Below are 15538 nucleotides of genomic sequence, written 5' to 3'. Positions count from 1 at the left end.
GCAGGTTCAAGACTCTTGGTGCACAGAGCGCGCGATGATAGCGCAGCCAGCGTCCAGGGTTATCTGATGGCCACTGGCTTGCTGCTAAAGGTGTGCCGTCGAAGGGTGAAGGGCTGGGCAGTACTCATTAGCCATTAAAGATCAGTGCGCATATCACAAACGTGAGGAATGCCGTCACCAGACTGCCAGTTCCGGCGATCAAATGACGCCCGACCGGATACTCATCCTGCTTGAACCTGGCGACTACGAAGAGCCATGTCCCGATGAAGACGCCAAGGATCGACATGATCGTATAAAGAATGACAGCGGGTCGTACTTCTGTCTCAACGGGGCTCGCGAACACCAGCACGATCGTGGCGACAATAAAACTGGCCAGAGCACCTGCCAGGTTGGCGAACCACAGATTGAAGCTGCCACGGTTCCTCACTATCCAGAACCAGATCCCCGCCGACGCAGCGAGGAACACCAATATTGCGAAGAGGACCATTCATTCTTCCTTGTTAACAATGGCTTCCATTGTTCTTTGAGGTGAGGCGATGGCGTGCACGATAGCAAATCAGTGGCGTGGTGTTGAAGTGAGACGGGTGATTCATCAAGGCAGCGAAAGGCTGTCCGCTGTTATGACACTGGTTTTCCCATTGGCCACGAGCCAGCGAAACAACTCGCTCACCGACACCGTATGACTGCGCTCGATCCAGCGCACCACCGCCGGGCCGTAGTGTTCGGTGTAGCGGCTGAGCACCAGTTGGCGGCAGTCTGGCGACAGGCGCAGGGTGATTTCCCGGCAGTGCAGATTGGCTGCGTCGTCCCGGATCATCCGTTGTTGCAGAATCAGGTTATTGCCTTCAGAAACCATCGGCCGGTGCTCCTGTGCATTGAGGTTTGGTGTTCTGCGACGAGCCTTGTTTGCCATCAACCACGTAAGCGGCTCGATGCTCGGCGACCACATTGCGCAGAGCGCTGTAATAATCCGGCAGTTTTTGCAGGCTGTCGGTCAGCGGTAACGCTTCTGCTCGACCATCGACGATGCCGCCGACCGTGTTGATGGTGGACAGCGTGTCGACGGTATCGCTGTTGCTGCCGAACGGATCGACCACAAAACTCAGCACTCGCCCGGCGGCGTCGCGGCTGTTTGAAGTGCCGAACACTGGCAGCTCGACGATCGGACCGTTGCCGATGCCCCACACGCCAAACGTCTGGCCAAAGTCCGCGTCGTGACGCGGGATGCCGGCCATGCCGGAGACATCGATCAACCCCACCACGCCGACCGTGGTGTTCAGCGCAAAACGCCCCAGGGTGTTGACCGAGCGCATCGGGTTGCCTTGCAGCAGGTCATTGATAAAGACCTTCGGCTCACCAAAGTTCGCCACAAAGTTATGCACACCCGTCTGGAAAAAGTCCGGCAAGTAGCGATAGCCGCGAGCGACCGGCGCCAGGGCGTAGTCGTCGACCACCCGATTGAACGCGAAGATGCCGCGGTTGAACGGTTCCGCCGGGTCGTACACCGAGTAGCTGATTTCGGCGCAGGTCACGATGGCGGACGAAGGCGGTTGGCTGCTGCAACCCGCCAGCCCTGCGGCGAATACGGCGATCGAAGTGTTGCGGGCCAGCCAGGGAGCACATTTGAAAGGCAGCATGGACGCGAGTCTCGGGAAGGAATTCACCGAGATGCTGAACCCCGAGCCTTGCGCAAAGATGTCTGGTTTATTGCGGCGCTGACGTTTCATTGCAGGATTGAAATATATGACGCGCCGCCCTGAATGGTTTTAGATGACGGTTCCATTCGCCCCCTCAAGTGACCTTCGGTGAACAGCCTTTTAATTGTGGACGATGACCTTGAGGTCCTTGATCTGCTGAAAAAATTCTTCGTGCAGCACGGCTACAGCGTCGCAGTCGCCACCGACGGCGCGTCGCTGTGGGCGGCCATCGAGCGACAGCCGCCTGACCTGATCATTCTTGATGTGATGTTGCCGGGGGACAGCGGGCTGATCCTGTGTCAGCAACTGCGGATTCGCTACGCTATGCCAGTGATCATGCTGACCGCCATGGGCGAACTCAGTGACCGGGTCGTCGGCCTCGAACTCGGCGCCGATGACTACCTGACCAAACCCTTCGACGCCCGTGAGTTGCTGGCCCGAGTGCGCGCCGTGTTGCGCCGTGTGGACGAGCGCCGCCCGGTAGTGCAGGAGCGCCCACGGCCGCTGATCGACTTCGCCGAATGGCATCTGGACGTCACGCGCCGTGAACTGCGCTCGCCAGACAACGTGATGATCCCGCTCTCGGCCGGCGAGTTCGACTTGCTGCTGGTCTTCGTCGAACACCCCCAGCGCATCCTCACCCGCGAACAACTGCTGGACCTGGCGCGCGGGCATTGCCATGACGCGTTCGATCGCAGCATCGACGTGCAAGTCAGCCGGCTGCGGCGCAAACTCGAATCCGACAGCAAACGCCCGGCGATGATTCGCACCGTACGCAATGGCGGCTACCTGTTCACCCCCAGCGTGACCCGGCGATGAGCTGGCTGAAGCGAATTCGCCGGGACACGGTGGCGCGCTGGATCGCCTTGACGATCATTCTGGCGATGCTCATTTCACTGGCGCTCAACGGGCTGTTTATCCAACTGGCCGGCGTGTGGGCGCGCCCGCCGCTGACCGAAACCGGGTTGCTGGATAAAATGGCCGCCATCACCCGCATCATCCAGGCCGCCCCGGCACCACTGCGCAGCCAACTGGCACAATCCGTCAGCGATGAAGGCTTCACCGTCAGTTGGCACCTTGATCGGCGCGAGCTCAACCTTCCGACGGTGGAGGATCTGGATTCCGAAGTCGGCTCGACCGTTCTGCAGCCGTTGCTCAAATTCGCCGGTCGAATCCAGGTCTATGAGCCGGCCGACTGGACGGAAAACTCGGCGGACGCGCATTACGCGCTGCTGATCGAGTTGCCGGACGCCTCCTGGCTGATGTTCGCCGCACACTCGCGCAATTGGGGCCTCGACGATACGCCACGCTACCTGATCGTCATCTTGTTGGTACTCATCTCTACCACCCTCGTCACACTGATCGCCACTCGCCGCCTCGCCACACCCTTGCAACACTTCGCCGACGGCGCCCGGCGTTTCGGCACGGACTTTCGCGCCCCGCCTATCGAGCCCGTCGGCCCACAGGAAATTCGTCAGGCGATTCTCGCCTTCAACGCCATGCAGGCCCAGTTGCAACACTTCATCCGCGACCGCACGCAAATGCTCGCCGCGATCTCCCATGACCTGCGCGCGCCCCTGACACGGATGCGCTTGCGCGGGGAATTCATCGAAGACAGCGAGCAACAGCAGCGGCTGTTTCGTGATGTGGATGAAATGCAGGCGATGATCAATTCGGCGCTGGAGTTCTTCCGGGATGATGCCCGGCTTGAGCCGGCGACCCAGTTTGATCTGGCGGAGTTGCTGCAAACGTTGCTGGATGATTATCGGGATCAGGGTGTCGACATTGCGTTCAGCGGGCCGCTGCGACTGGTGTATTTCGGGCGACCGTTGGGGCTTAAGCGGGTGATGACCAATTTGCTCGATAACGCGATCAAGTACGCCAGTGAGCCGGCGATTGAACTGATTCCGGATAGTGGGGAAGTGCGGATCAAAGTACTGGATCGTGGGCCGGGGATTCCTGAGTCGAGTCTTGAACAGGTATTCACGCCGTTCTTTCGCCTGGAAGGATCGCGTAACAAAAGTACCGGGGGAGTCGGGTTAGGTTTATCGGCGGCGCGGGCTATTGTGTTGGAGCATGGCGGCGAACTGAAGCTGCGTAATCGGTCGAAGGGCGGGTTGGAGGCATTGGTTGTGTTGCCCGTGCATCCGGCTTAGAGGTTCATTTGAAAACAGGGATTGGCAGATGATTGATTTCAACAACAAAGGCTTCTTCAAACTCAAGCAAAACGATGAATACGCCGAACGCGTTACTTCGCTGTTATTGGATGGGGAGCAGGTGATCGACTCCTACAAATCCATGCGCGATGGCGTGGTGTTTACCAACAAGCGGATCATCGCGGTGAACGTGCAGGGCCTTACTGGCAGCAAGAAAGACTTCACCTCGTTGCCGTACAAAAACATCGTGGCGTATTCGGTGGAAACGTCCGGGACGTTTGATCTGGATTCGGAGTTGGAGATTTACTTTTCGTCGTTGGGGAAGGTGAAGTTTGAATTTACCGGCAGGACATCGATGGTGGAGATCTCGAAGCTGATCTCTCAACATTTGCTCTGAACACATAACCCCTGTGGGAGTGAGCCTGCTCGCGATGAGGGCCGTACATTCAGCATAAGTGCTGACTGAACTGACGCTATCGCGAGCAGGCTCACTCCTACAGGTTTTCAGCCCGCAGGCCAATCTCAGGGGCGTGTGAACCTAAGCCTCCCAACCCGCCCCACTGACCGCCGCTTGCGCCAGAGGATGCAAATCCGCCCCCTGATGCTCCGTCTGCCACGCCAGCAATTCCTTGCGCATGCCGGGCGTCCAGTACATCTGCAGATGATTACGCACACCGAGCACGGCCGCTTGCTGGTCCGGTTCGGTGGCGAAGTACTGGGCAATCTGGTTGACCATTTTGATCAGGTTCTCAGTACTCATCGGCGTACCTCCGCTTTAGCGTCACGGGCCTGACGGCGATCCTTGAGCAAACGGTCCTGTTCGTCGCTGAATTCCTGGTAGCGTTTTTGCCACTCCGAAGGGTGGTAAACGCGGCTGACTTCCACGGCGGTGACCTTGTACTCCGGACAGTTGGTGGCCCAGTCGGAGTTGTCGGTGGTGATGACGTTGGCCCCTGATTCAGGGAAGTGGAACGTGGTGTACACCACGCCCGGGGCGACTCGTTCGGTGACCCGCGCACGCAGTACGGTCTGCCCGGCCCGGCTGCCGATGCCGACCCAGTCACCTTCGTTGATGCCACGGCTTTCGGCGTCGGTCGGGTGAATTTCCAGACGATCTTCATCGTGCCAGGCAACGTTTTCGGTACGCCGGGTCTGGGCGCCGACGTTGTACTGGCTGAGGATGCGTCCGGTGGTCAACAGCAGCGGATAACGGTTGTTGACCTTCTCCTCGGTAGGCACGTAACCGGTGAGCATGAAGCGCCCCTTACCGCGAACGAATTCGTCGATGTGCATCGTCGGCGTGCCGTCCGGTGCGGCGGCGTTGCACGGCCATTGCAGGCTGCCGTGGCTGTCCAGTGCGGCGTAGCTGACGTTGGTGAAGGTCGGCGTCAGGCTGGCGATTTCATCCATGATTTGCGATGGATGTGTGTAGTTCATCGGGTAGCCCAAGGCGTTGGCCAACGCCACGGTGCCTTCCCAGTCGGCCTTGCCGCCCAAGGGCTCCATGACCTTGCGCACTCGGGAGATGCGTCGCTCGGCGTTGGTGAAGGTCCCGTCTTTTTCCAGGAACGAACTGCCCGGCAGGAACACGTGGGCGAACCTGGCGGTTTCGTTGAGGAAAATGTCCTGCACCACCACGCATTCCATGGCCGACAGGGCCGCGGTGACGTGTTGGGTATTCGGATCACTCTGAGCGATGTCTTCGCCCTGGCAATACAAACCCTTGAAGGTGCCGGCCAAGGCCGACTCGAACATGTTGGGAATGCGCAGGCCCGGGTCAGGTTGCAAGGTGACGTTCCACGCCTGTTCGAACTGCGTCCGTACCACTTCGTTGGAGATGTGCCGGTAGCCGGGCAGCTCGTGGGGGAAGGAGCCCATGTCGCAGGAGCCTTGGACGTTGTTCTGCCCACGCAGCGGGTTCACGCCGACGCCTTCGCGACCGATGTTGCCCGTGGCCATGGCCAGGTTGGCGATGCCCATCACCGCAGTGCTGCCCTGGCTGTGTTCGGTGATACCCAGACCGTAGTAGATCGCCGCATTGCCGGCGCCCGCGTACAGACGGGCGGCGGCACGGATGTCGGCAGCGTCTACGCCGCAAATGTCGCCAAGCACTTCCGGCGAGTTTTCCGCACGGCTGACGAACTCGCTCCAGCGGGCAAAATCGCTGCCCTCGCAACGGGCGTCGATAAAGGCTTGGTCTTGCAGGCCTTCGGTGATGATCACATGGGCCAACGCATTCAGCATGGCGACGTTGGTACCGGGACGCAGGGCCAAATGCAGTTCAGCGCGAGCGTGCACCGAGTCCACCAGATCAATGCGGCGCGGGTCGATGACGATCAGCCGCGCACCTTCACGCAAGCGGCGTTTGAGTTGCGAGGCGAACACCGGGTGCGCATCGCTGGGGTTGGCGCCCATCACCAGGATCACGTCGGCCTGCATCACCGAGTCGAAGCTCTGGGTACCGGCGGACTCGCCCAGGGTTTGTTTCAGGCCATAGCCGGTCGGCGAGTGGCAGACCCGCGCACAGGTGTCGACGTTGTTGTTGCCGAACGCGGCGCGCACCAGTTTTTGCACCAGATAGGTTTCTTCGTTGGTGCAGCGGCTGGAGGTGATGCCACCAATGGAGTCGCGGCCATATTTTTGCTGCAACCGGCGGAATTCGCTGGCGGCGTAGGTCACCGCTTCATCCCAGCTGACTTCCTGCCATGGGTCGTTGATGTGTTTGCGGATCATCGGTTTGGTGATGCGATCCGGGTGGGTCGCGTAGCCCCAGGCAAAGCGTCCTTTGACGCAGGAATGGCCGTGGTTGGCCTGACCGTTCTTATCGGGAACCATGCGCACCAGCTTGTCGCCTTTCATCTCGGCGCGGAACGAGCAGCCCACGCCGCAATAGGCACAGGTGGTGATCACGCTGCGTTCTGGCTGACCCAATTCCACCACGCTTTTTTCCATCAGCGTCGCGGTCGGGCAGGCTTGCACACAGGCGCCGCAGGACACGCATTCCGAGTCGAGGAAGTTCTCGCCACCGGCGGCGGCGACCCGGGATTCAAAACCGCGCCCGGTAATGGTCAGGGCAAAGGTGCCCTGGGTTTCTTCGCAGGCGCGCACGCAGCGGTTGCAGACGATGCACTTGCTCGGGTCGTAATCGAAGTAAGGGTTGGACGTGTCCTTCACGTCGGCTAGATGGTTGTCGCCTTCATAGCCGTAACGCACCTCCCGCAGACCGACCTGACCGGCGACGGTTTGCAGTTCGCAGTTGCCGTTGGCCGAGCAGGTCAGGCAGTCCAGCGGGTGATCGGAGATGTACAGCTCCATAACGTTACGGCGCAGGGTCGCGAGTTTGGGCGTCTGGGTGTGCACGGTCATGCCTTCAGTGACCGGCGTGGTGCAGGACGCGGGATAGCCGCGCATGCCGTCGATCTCCACCAGGCACATGCGGCAGGAGCCGAAAGCTTCCAGGCTGTCGGTGGCGCACAGTTTCGGAATGGTGGTGCCCATCAGCGCAGCGGCGCGCATCACCGAAGTACCTTCGGGCACGCTAATGCTGCGGCCGTCGATGTTCAGGGTGATTTGCACCTGGCTTTCGCGGGCCGGGGTGCCAAGATCGATATCGGTTTTCGGGTCGAAGAGAGTAATCATTGCTCGGCCTCCGAGGCTTGCAGACCGAAGTCGGCGGGGAAGTACTTGAGGGCGCTGGCGACCGGAAAGGAGACCATGCCGCCCAATGCGCACAGCGAGCCGTATTGCAGGGTGTCGCACAGGTCCTTGAGGATGATCACCTGCGCATCGCGACCGCTCTGGTCCGGCGCGGCCAGCAGACGGTCGATCACCTCCACACCCCGGGTCGAGCCGATGCGGCAAGGCGTGCATTTGCCACAGGATTCCTCGGCGCAGAACTGCATGGCGAAACGCGCCATGTGGGCCATGTCCAGGCTGTCGTCAGCCACCACCACACCACCGTGACCGAGCATCGCACCGATGGCGGCGAAGGCCTCGTAATCCAGCGGCGTGTCGAATTGCGACGGCGGCACCCAGGCGCCGAGCGGGCCGCCCACCTGCGCAGCCTTCAGCGGACGACCACTGGCGGTGCCGCCGCCGTAGTCTTCCACCAGTTCCCGCAGCGTCAGGCCGAAGGCCCGCTCCACCAGACCGCCGTGGCGAATATTGCCCGCCAACTGGAAGGGCATGGTGCCGAGGGAACGGCCCATGCCGTAATCGCGATAGAACTGCGCACCCTTGGCCAGAATCAGCGGCACCGAGGCCAGCGTCAGCACGTTGTGCACCAGCGTCGGCAGACCAAACAGCCCCTTCAACGCAGGGATCGGCGGCTTGGCGCGGACGATCCCTCGCTTGCCTTCGAGCGAGTCCAACAGCGCGGTTTCTTCTCCGCAGATGTAAGCGCCGGCACCGACCCGCACTTCCATATCGAAGGCCAGACCGCTGCCGCCGACATTGGCGCCGAGGTAACCGGCGGTCCGGGCGATGTCCAGCGCCTGGCGCAGGATTGCAACAGCGTCTGGATATTCCGAGCGCACATAGATGTAGCCGTAAGTGGCGCCGACGGTGATGCCGGCAATGGCCATGCCTTCGATCAGCAGGAAAGGGTCGCCTTCCATCAGCATGCGGTCGGCGAAGGTGCCGGAATCGCCTTCGTCGGCGTTGCACACAATGTACTTCTGCGCCGCTTGGGTAGCGCGTACCGTGCGCCATTTGATCCCGGCCGGAAACGCCGCGCCGCCACGGCCACGCAGGCCTGAATCGAACACTTCCGTCGCGGTTTGCTCACCGCCAACGGTCACGGCCCTCGTTAAACCCTCGAAACCGCCGTGGGCCCGGTAATCGTCCAGCGACAACGGCCGGGTAATACCGGCGCGGGCGAACAGCAGGCGTTGTTGAGTCTTCAGATAAGGCAATTCTTCCACCAGGCCCAAGGCCAGTGGATGCGCGGACGGGTCGCCTTGCAGGGCTTCGAGCACGGACAGCACATCGGCAGCGGTCAACGGGCCGAAGCCGATCCGGCCTTGCGGACTGTCCACTTCCAGCAACGGTTCCAGCCAATACAGGCCGCGAGAACTGGTGCGCTGCAACTCCAGGGGAAGATTGCGTTCCTGAGCCGCAGTGATCAGGGCCACCGCCACCTCATCGGCACCCACGGCACGGGCCAGCGAATCACTGGGCAAATAGAGCGACGGCATCATGCGTCCTCCCGACAAGCGTCGAGCAAGGCATCGAGACGCTCAGCGCTCAGCCGCGCATGCACCCGGCCATCCAATTCCAGAGCCGGCGAGCAGGCGCAAGCACCGAGGCAATACACCGGCCGCAAACTGATGCTCCCGTCGGCGCTGCTGCCGTGATCGTCCAGTTGCAGACGTTCGCGCAACTGCGCGGCAAGCGCTTCGGCACCACGGCTTTTGCAGGACTCAGCCCGGCACAGGCGCAGGATATGCCGGGCCGGCGGCGCGGTACGGAAGTCATGGTAAAAACTGATCACCCCGCGAACCTCCGCCTGACTCTGATTGAGGGCGTGAGCAATCTCGGGGATGGCCGCATCGGGGATGTAACCGATGCGTTCCTGAATATCATGAAGAATGGGCAACAGCGCACCCGCAGAGCCCTTGTGGCGCTCCAGCAGGGTGTTGACCACAGGCAGGTGCAAACTCTCATCAGGCATTCAGCAATCCTCACGGTCACGGACAAACCAGAAGGTCGTCGGTCGTCCGAAAGTGTCGGCTGCGGCACTCACACCACGTCACGGAATCGTGGCAATTTCAGGCCGGTGGCCAGGGCACCCTGAGCGGGCATCTTGTTGTGCCCGGCACGGTCTTCGCCGCACCTCTACAAGGGCATTAAGGCAGCTTGCCACGCTGCTTTTGATTCAACAGCACCAAAGCGACGTGTTCGGTTCTGCCTACGACTATCCATTAAGTCTAGATGAGTGAGGCACGGGGCGTTCACTCACCGGCCTAATGCCCTGAGGGCTTGTCGATGGGGGATGTATAGCAAGCATTGCAGGTGAGAAACAGCATCAGATTCGTGGGCATTTCAGGGAGCAGATGCGTTGGTCTATCCCGCTGTAAACCGAAAGCCATTCACCCTGAGCCGAAAAACAAAAAGCCCCGAAAAACCTCGAGGCAAATCCAATATCCCAGTCACCCCACGAAACCCCTGTGGGAGCCAGCCTGCTGGCGATTGCGCCAGCCCAGCCAACATCAATCTCAATGCCCGGCACCACCCCAAGCAGCTCACTCCCCCAGACGTCACGCCAGCCAACGACCGGAACAAAACCATCGCGCCATCGTTCAACCACTACGCTTCAGGCTTCTCCGCCGCCCGCTTAGCCGCCGATGCAGAAGTCCGACCCCGCTTCAGCACCTTCGCCACATCATCAACCACCGCCTTACCCATCGCCGTCAAATAATGCGCAGCCCAGGCATGGCGGTCGGTGTCTGTGGCATAGGCAGCATCTTCATTCAGCTTCTTGGCGAGAAACAGAAAGTCAGAAGCCATGGATAACGCATCGCCGAGGGGGACGCCGCGAGTGACGTGGAATAGGGCTTGATCCGCGCAGTAGATGACGGGAGTTAGGCCGATGGTTTTCAGCTCTGATTGATCGGTCATTTGCCACCTCCGATGACGGAGAGGCGGAGGGAGAGGGTGGACGGCGGGGCGTTACGCAACTGGGAGTCGCGTAGAGGGAAAAGCCAAATTTTGTAAGAATTTGTTCTAGTCATGGGACAACATCCTTGATTTGAGGAGCTGCCACGAGCCTTCTCACAGGCTTGGGTGGCAGCCGTGCGCGGGGTGAGAAACCGGCAATCAAGGCAACCGGTAAACCCGAAAGTCTCCCACGCACAGCCGCCATAAAGCCATATCGCAGACGAAAAAATACGCCACTACAGGTTTTGGGGCGCTTTGCGCCTTGATTGATTCGGGCTCTCACACCCGGTCGCTGAATTGGCAGCGACGGTGGGTATCGTGTAGGTCTCATTCCTGCAACCTTCGAAATCACTAGATAAAAATTTGGCCAAACACCGCGCAAACTCGGTTTATAAAGGTTCAGCGGCCGGTCGGTGGCGTGGCGCACTTCCATCATGAAACGCACTGAAACAAAGTGGCGCCATCCGTCTGCGGGTTACATATTTACGCTTCGGGTCCTTGCGCATTTACCTCATAATCGCCCGCTTCTACCGGTCTTCTCATCGGTAACTCTGCTTCTCTACTAATCTGTAGCCGCTGCCACCAGATTTTTAATAGCCAAGGAGAAAGGCAATGACAGATAACTGGAACAAGCGTCAGTCGGATGCATCTGCCAAGGATGATCTCGAACGTTTACCAGCCCTGTCTGAATTGCCTGCGACCCTATGAGCCAAGCCGCCTTAGTCAATCCAAGCCTGCTCACCTGGTCTCGTGAGCGCGCAGGTCTCTCCACTGAACAGGTTGCTAAAAAGCTGCCGGTGAAACCTGATCGAGTACAGGAATGGGAGTCTGGCGAGACCAAACCCACATTCCTTCAGGCTCAAAAGTGGGCGAGTCTCGCTCACATCCCATTTGGCTTCCTGTTTCTTCCGCAGCCGCCGGTCGAACAACTGCCTTTACCTGATCTTCGGACCGTCGGTGGGCTTTCGCCTCAACGTCCAAGTCTGGAACTGTTGGACACCGTCAGGGACTCCATACGTAAGCAGGATTGGTACCTGGAGTATCTGCAACACCAAGAGCATCAACCGCTGGCATTTGTCGGTCGCTTCAACAGCCGATCTCGAGTCGCAGAGGTGGTGGACGATATCCGCCGGACGCTTGGCGTGAACCCTGACGCTGCTCGATTGGATTACGACAAATACAGCCGTGCCTTGATCGAGGCAGCGGAAGCAGCTGGCATTTTGGTTATGCGCAGTGGCATTGCTCTAGGAAATACTCATCGCAAACTTGAAGTCAGCGAGTTCCGGGGGTTTGCCATCAGTAATTCCCACGCCCCCGTTGTATTCGTCAACAGTTCCGATGCCCCCACTGCCCGCTTGTTCACCCTGCTTCACGAGTTGGCTCATATCTGGATTGGCAGCAGCGGAGTGTCTGACGGAAACTCCGCCAATGGTCGAGACGAGGAACGATTCTGCAATGCAGTTGCAGGTGAATTTCTGGCTCCCGAAGCCCAGTTCCGCGCTCTGTGGAACGCCGATGTTAACTGGGAAGAAAACCTGGCTCCGATGGCAACTCGATTTCACATCAGTAAATTGGCGATTGGTCGCCGCGCATTAGATCTTGGGTACATAAGCCAGGCCCAATACAGCGCTTATTATCGAATGATCCTCAAGGCTTTTCAGGATGATAAAGGTGGCGCGGGTAACTACTATCGCAACGCCACCGCGAAAAACAGCCCTAGCCTAAGCAAGGCGGTGCTAACTGAAGCAATGAGTGGCCGGATGCTGCTGCGCGATGCGGGGCATTTGCTCGGCGTGCAACCTGCCAAATTAAGGACTCTCGCCAGCATGATTACGGAATGAATCATTTACTCGACGCTAACACATTGATCGAAGCAAAAAATCGTTACTACGGGATGGCTATCTGTCCCGGATTTTGGCAGTGGCTACTACTTAAGAATAAAGCGTTGGCTTTATCCAGCATTGCACCAGTGATGGATGAGCTAACAAAAGGGCATGACGATCTGGCGGGTTGGGCGAAGGACAATTCTAATTTCTTTCACTCCACCACCGATCAGGATACACAACTGGCTTTCATGAATGTTGCGGGACTTGTGGCTGATCAAGCGCATAAGATGAAAGTAGGCGCTATGGAAGAGTTTTTAGCGGGTGCTGACCCTTGGTTAATTGCGAAAGCGATGGCTACTGGGGGTACAGTCGTTACTCATGAAGCGCTAAATCTCGATGCTAAACGGAAATTCATCATTCCCAATATCTGTAAGGAGCTGAACGTTCCTTATTTGAATACGTTTGAGTTGTTGCATAACCTTGAAGCTAGGTTTGTGTTGGCTGCTTGAAGTAAGTGACTTGTTCCAGTCTTTTGGGTTTTCGACGAGATGCATGCTTGTTGCTTTTGTTGAGAACTCAGCAATATTTTTTGACGAATTCTGGCCTGCCACTATAGATGACTTTCAGCCCAAACCGATCATTCGAGACCGGCAGAAAACGGCGAGAAGCAATGGGATGGACTCCTCTCTCCTCGGAATCTGAGTTCCAGACTGAAGGTGCGAACCACAATCAACAGCGAGAAAGAGGTCCCACATGAAGCGTATGTGCATTGGGGTGACTTGGAAAAGAACGTGTTTCAGATCCATAGCGTCACCAGCCAGGAGCCATTCGGCATAGCATTCCGGAGCGTACGCTTGAAATTTAACTAAGGCTTGTAGCGAATTGATAATTTTCTGCTAAACATAAAGCAGTGATTTCTTTTGAAGTAAGTGTTGGGTGGGTTTGTCATGCCTAAGTACAATGAAGATCATCAAATCCGTGTTTTGAAAGCAGTGAGTGAACAATGCACTTTGTCCGGCAACAAACCCAGTTTAGATTTTGAAATAGATGGAATGACCTCTAGTGAGGTAATGCAGCATCTAAGGGTTTTGGAGGAAAAAAAGTTTATCGAGGCTTTTATCCTGGACGATAACGGTTGCCCCATGTATTACCCAATCAGGACGACCAGCGAAGGTGAGAAATATTTGGGGGTCGCTAATAAAACATTTTGGGAGACGTTTGCAGAAGTTGTATCTAGTGTCTTAACTAAATATACAGGTGTGGATTTTAAAGTGTTCTTTAAGTTTTTCCGTGCTGTGTATGAGAAATTAAAAAATGAAAAGGAGTAATAGGGTGAAAAAGATTTTAGGATGCTTGTTTGGGTTGGTCTGGTTATTTTTAACCCCTGCATCACAAGCGTTGGATTTACCTAAAAATGTCCAACTTGGAGCTGAGTTTGTTTGGGGATTAGCAGGCGGCAATACCAGTAATTTTAATGATTTTATAACGCACAAAAATCCAAATATTGGATACGAAATCAGAAGTAGCGTGGAGGCGATACACCCCTTGCGCTCTTCGTTGAGGTCGAATGTAGACCTTGTGAATCAAACGGTTTATGGCGGAGGTGAACAAGATCTAATATTTCGAGTTAATTCAGCGGACATGCCGGCGGTTTATATTAGGCTACACATGTTGAACACGACAGATAAGCCTATTATTTACAGCGTGGTTCCAATGAAAGCTGATGAAATCATAAATTTAATTAATGCAAAAAAGCAATTGTCAATTCCCATGGGGCGATAATGTGATTTAATTGGTTGGTCGATTTTTATTGAGTGTCATTTACTTGTCTGGCAGTTTGGGCGTTTTAATGTGTGTATTTTTGATTGTTTTGAAGTGCAGAATTTTCAAGGGTGCCCGATTTCATTAGGTAACTACAAACTGCCTGCGTGGCATTTATTGCTCGGTGAGTGGGATGGATCGCGAGCGACGAAACTAGGTGGGTAACCTGAGTGAGGGTATATCGAAAAAATGGGACAGATTTATGAAAAAATGGGACATGAAAAAATGGGACAGATTTATTATTCACGCACTCTGGCCAAGCGATGCCCGTTAACTCATACAGTCCGAGCGGGAGCGAGCCTGCTCGCCAAAGCCGTCAGGCCGGTTCCCCGATGCACCACCACTGTACTGCGACCTCATCGTCAGATTGCGTTACGTCATGCCCGTGCTCGATGAAGTTTGCTGGTGTGTGCAACGCAAGAGCATGACTGATCCGCTCTGGCATGAGAGCGTTAGTTTCACCGAGAAAACCCAGATAATAATCTCGGTCATAGAAAATGGTGACCTCGCTCTGATGAACCCATGGCCACACCAGCAGGCAAGCGACGCGGTAGTAACCCTGAGAGTGGTCAGCAGCTTTGGACAGGTGGCTAGCGGCTTCGAGCAGTTGCTGAATGCAGAAGGCCTGAACTTCGATCCTGGCTTGAGGGCCTTGAACCAAGGCCGCGTGCACGGGGATCTTCCAATGTGTGTAGCGCTCCATGTGCCCGGATCGCGGGTGAAACTCGGCGCGAAAACTGGAGGCCCAGCGCTCCAGAGCGCGAAGGCGGCGGGGAATGCCTCTGAGTGGCTTGTTGCTGAGGGCGATTTGCCGCATTGATACGTCCTTGTGATGCCGAAAAAGTCTTTCGTTGTTGTCTACTGGCGCAATGGAAAAGTGGACAGATTTATTTCCATAGTCAGCCACAGCCCTACCCCGTACCAGTCGGTGTAAAGGGGCGCCAAACCTGCCCTAACCCGATTCTTCACTGAATATCTTTCAAGTAATTCTTAAGCGCGATGAGCGGCGCATTAAGCTGCTCCAGTGTCCGCGCACTGATGAAATCAGCTGACAACCGTTGCAGCTCCCGCCCAAGCGGCGTTTCAACACCGCCGATAGCCTCCAACGCCAACCCCGCACAATGCGCCACCCTAAACTGAATCCCCTCAACATCCCCCCGCCGCACCAGTAATCCAAAAACCTCCCGCTCATAATCACTCATGATCGGGTCATCCCGCAGAATCGGACTTTCCCCCTCCCGCTCATAAGCCAGCTTGAGGGCGAATAGGGCAACGGTTTCCAGTGGCAATTCCATTGTTTGAATCCTTGATTCGTTAGCTGGGCGGTTTCGCAGATCTTGCGACGCGGCGGGTTGAGCTCACTTTCCTACAGACGAAAAAA

The 15538-nt window shown here is 57.1% G+C and carries 17 protein-coding genes; 7 read left to right on the top strand and 10 right to left on the bottom strand.

Going from position 1 to position 15538, the window contains the following annotated elements; all coding sequences use genetic code 11:
• Positions 1–127: 127 nt before the first annotated feature.
• The 3 genes from ACYZTY_RS22955 to ACYZTY_RS22945 form a co-directional block, all read right to left on the bottom strand.
• Positions 128–487, bottom strand: coding sequence for a hypothetical protein (locus ACYZTY_RS22955; RefSeq protein WP_461955606.1), 360 nt, complete (start codon positions 485–487; stop codon positions 128–130).
• A gap of 105 nt (positions 488–592) precedes the next feature.
• Positions 593–856, bottom strand: coding sequence for a hypothetical protein (locus ACYZTY_RS22950; RefSeq protein WP_461955605.1), 264 nt, complete (start codon positions 854–856; stop codon positions 593–595).
• Positions 846–1637: an MlaA family lipoprotein gene (locus tag ACYZTY_RS22945; protein ID WP_461955604.1), complete on the bottom strand. Its 792-nt coding sequence runs from the start codon at positions 1635–1637 to the stop codon at positions 846–848. The genes ACYZTY_RS22950 and ACYZTY_RS22945 overlap by 11 nt, the downstream gene beginning before the upstream one ends.
• 168 nt (positions 1638–1805) lie before the next feature.
• Here ACYZTY_RS22945 and ACYZTY_RS22940 point away from each other — a divergent pair, with 168 nt between their 5' ends.
• From ACYZTY_RS22940 to ACYZTY_RS22930, 3 genes are read left to right on the top strand one after another with little or no spacing between them, the layout of a single operon-like run.
• On the top strand, positions 1806–2516 hold the full coding sequence (locus ACYZTY_RS22940; protein WP_461955603.1) for a response regulator: 711 nt from the start codon (positions 1806–1808) through the stop codon (positions 2514–2516).
• Complete coding sequence (locus ACYZTY_RS22935; RefSeq protein ID WP_461955602.1) at positions 2513–3853, top strand: sensor histidine kinase; 1341 nt, start codon at positions 2513–2515, stop codon at positions 3851–3853. The genes ACYZTY_RS22940 and ACYZTY_RS22935 overlap by 4 nt, the downstream gene beginning before the upstream one ends.
• Positions 3854–3881: 28 nt before the next feature.
• A complete protein-coding gene (locus ACYZTY_RS22930; protein WP_131059399.1) occupies positions 3882–4250 on the top strand; it encodes a PH domain-containing protein in 369 nt (122 codons plus the stop codon).
• A 141-nt stretch (positions 4251–4391) separates the two neighbouring features.
• Here ACYZTY_RS22930 and ACYZTY_RS22925 read toward each other — a convergent pair whose 3' ends face one another.
• The 5 genes from ACYZTY_RS22925 to ACYZTY_RS22905 form a co-directional block, all read right to left on the bottom strand.
• Complete coding sequence (locus ACYZTY_RS22925) at positions 4392–4613, bottom strand: formate dehydrogenase subunit delta (protein ID WP_094470784.1); 222 nt, start codon at positions 4611–4613, stop codon at positions 4392–4394.
• Positions 4610–7492, bottom strand: a complete 2883-nt coding sequence (gene fdhF, locus ACYZTY_RS22920) for a formate dehydrogenase subunit alpha (protein ID WP_461955601.1) — start codon at positions 7490–7492, stop codon at positions 4610–4612. The genes ACYZTY_RS22925 and fdhF overlap by 4 nt, the downstream gene beginning before the upstream one ends.
• Positions 7489–9051: a formate dehydrogenase beta subunit gene (locus ACYZTY_RS22915; RefSeq protein WP_461955600.1), complete on the bottom strand. Its 1563-nt coding sequence runs from the start codon at positions 9049–9051 to the stop codon at positions 7489–7491. Before ACYZTY_RS22915 ends, fdhF begins: the two co-directional genes overlap by 4 nt.
• A complete protein-coding gene (locus ACYZTY_RS22910; RefSeq protein WP_461955599.1) occupies positions 9048–9524 on the bottom strand; it encodes a formate dehydrogenase subunit gamma in 477 nt (158 codons plus the stop codon). The genes ACYZTY_RS22915 and ACYZTY_RS22910 overlap by 4 nt, the downstream gene beginning before the upstream one ends.
• A 635-nt stretch (positions 9525–10159) precedes the next feature.
• Entirely contained in the window at positions 10160–10471 is a 312-nt protein-coding gene (locus ACYZTY_RS22905) for a DUF3077 domain-containing protein (RefSeq protein ID WP_461955598.1), read from the bottom strand.
• A gap of 743 nt (positions 10472–11214) precedes the next feature.
• Between ACYZTY_RS22905 and ACYZTY_RS22900 the strand changes: the two genes are divergently transcribed.
• From ACYZTY_RS22900 to ACYZTY_RS22885, 4 genes are all read left to right on the top strand, one after another.
• Entirely contained in the window at positions 11215–12351 is a 1137-nt protein-coding gene (locus ACYZTY_RS22900; protein ID WP_461955597.1) for an ImmA/IrrE family metallo-endopeptidase, read from the top strand.
• Positions 12348–12845: a DUF4411 family protein gene (locus ACYZTY_RS22895; protein ID WP_461955596.1), complete on the top strand. Its 498-nt coding sequence runs from the start codon at positions 12348–12350 to the stop codon at positions 12843–12845. The genes ACYZTY_RS22900 and ACYZTY_RS22895 overlap by 4 nt, the downstream gene beginning before the upstream one ends.
• A gap of 438 nt (positions 12846–13283) precedes the next feature.
• Entirely contained in the window at positions 13284–13664 is a 381-nt protein-coding gene (locus ACYZTY_RS22890; protein ID WP_461955595.1) for a hypothetical protein, read from the top strand.
• Positions 13665–13668: 4 nt separating this feature from the next.
• Positions 13669–14118, top strand: coding sequence for a hypothetical protein (locus ACYZTY_RS22885; RefSeq protein ID WP_461955594.1), 450 nt, complete (start codon positions 13669–13671; stop codon positions 14116–14118).
• 355 nt (positions 14119–14473) lie between these two features.
• Here the strand turns inward: ACYZTY_RS22885 and ACYZTY_RS22880 are convergent, their stop codons facing one another.
• Entirely contained in the window at positions 14474–14974 is a 501-nt protein-coding gene (locus ACYZTY_RS22880) for a DUF3916 domain-containing protein (protein ID WP_461955593.1), read from the bottom strand.
• Positions 14975–15122: 148 nt separating this feature from the next.
• A complete protein-coding gene (locus tag ACYZTY_RS22875; protein ID WP_461955592.1) occupies positions 15123–15452 on the bottom strand; it encodes a hypothetical protein in 330 nt (109 codons plus the stop codon).
• Between the last annotated feature and the right edge of the window lie 86 nt (positions 15453–15538).

The organism is Pseudomonas sp. LB1P83, assembly GCF_054897885.1.
Note: the sequence above shows the minus strand (reverse complement) of the source record. Positions and strands in the feature narration are given on the sequence as shown.

What these genes read in the sequence shown, in the direction of transcription:
- ACYZTY_RS22930 (WP_131059399.1), top strand. Translation starts at nt 3,882, where the DNA reads ATGATTGATTTCAACAACAAAGGCTTCTTCAAACTCAAGCAAAACGAT.
- ACYZTY_RS22895 (WP_461955596.1), top strand. Translation starts at nt 12,348, where the DNA reads ATGAATCATTTACTCGACGCTAACACATTGATCGAAGCAAAAAATCGT.
- ACYZTY_RS22900 (WP_461955597.1), top strand. Translation starts at nt 11,215, where the DNA reads ATGAGCCAAGCCGCCTTAGTCAATCCAAGCCTGCTCACCTGGTCTCGT.
- ACYZTY_RS22875 (WP_461955592.1), bottom strand. Translation starts at nt 15,452, where the DNA reads ATGGAATTGCCACTGGAAACCGTTGCCCTATTCGCCCTCAAGCTGGCT.
- fdhF (WP_461955601.1), bottom strand. Translation starts at nt 7,492, where the DNA reads ATGATTACTCTCTTCGACCCGAAAACCGATATCGATCTTGGCACCCCG.
- ACYZTY_RS22915 (WP_461955600.1), bottom strand. Translation starts at nt 9,051, where the DNA reads ATGATGCCGTCGCTCTATTTGCCCAGTGATTCGCTGGCCCGTGCCGTG.
- ACYZTY_RS22935 (WP_461955602.1), top strand. Translation starts at nt 2,513, where the DNA reads ATGAGCTGGCTGAAGCGAATTCGCCGGGACACGGTGGCGCGCTGGATC.
- ACYZTY_RS22945 (WP_461955604.1), bottom strand. Translation starts at nt 1,637, where the DNA reads ATGCTGCCTTTCAAATGTGCTCCCTGGCTGGCCCGCAACACTTCGATC.
- ACYZTY_RS22950 (WP_461955605.1), bottom strand. Translation starts at nt 856, where the DNA reads ATGGTTTCTGAAGGCAATAACCTGATTCTGCAACAACGGATGATCCGG.
- ACYZTY_RS22925 (WP_094470784.1), bottom strand. Translation starts at nt 4,613, where the DNA reads ATGAGTACTGAGAACCTGATCAAAATGGTCAACCAGATTGCCCAGTAC.
- ACYZTY_RS22880 (WP_461955593.1), bottom strand. Translation starts at nt 14,974, where the DNA reads ATGCGGCAAATCGCCCTCAGCAACAAGCCACTCAGAGGCATTCCCCGC.
- ACYZTY_RS22905 (WP_461955598.1), bottom strand. Translation starts at nt 10,471, where the DNA reads ATGACCGATCAATCAGAGCTGAAAACCATCGGCCTAACTCCCGTCATC.
- ACYZTY_RS22890 (WP_461955595.1), top strand. Translation starts at nt 13,284, where the DNA reads ATGCCTAAGTACAATGAAGATCATCAAATCCGTGTTTTGAAAGCAGTG.
- ACYZTY_RS22910 (WP_461955599.1), bottom strand. Translation starts at nt 9,524, where the DNA reads ATGCCTGATGAGAGTTTGCACCTGCCTGTGGTCAACACCCTGCTGGAG.
- ACYZTY_RS22955 (WP_461955606.1), bottom strand. Translation starts at nt 487, where the DNA reads ATGGTCCTCTTCGCAATATTGGTGTTCCTCGCTGCGTCGGCGGGGATC.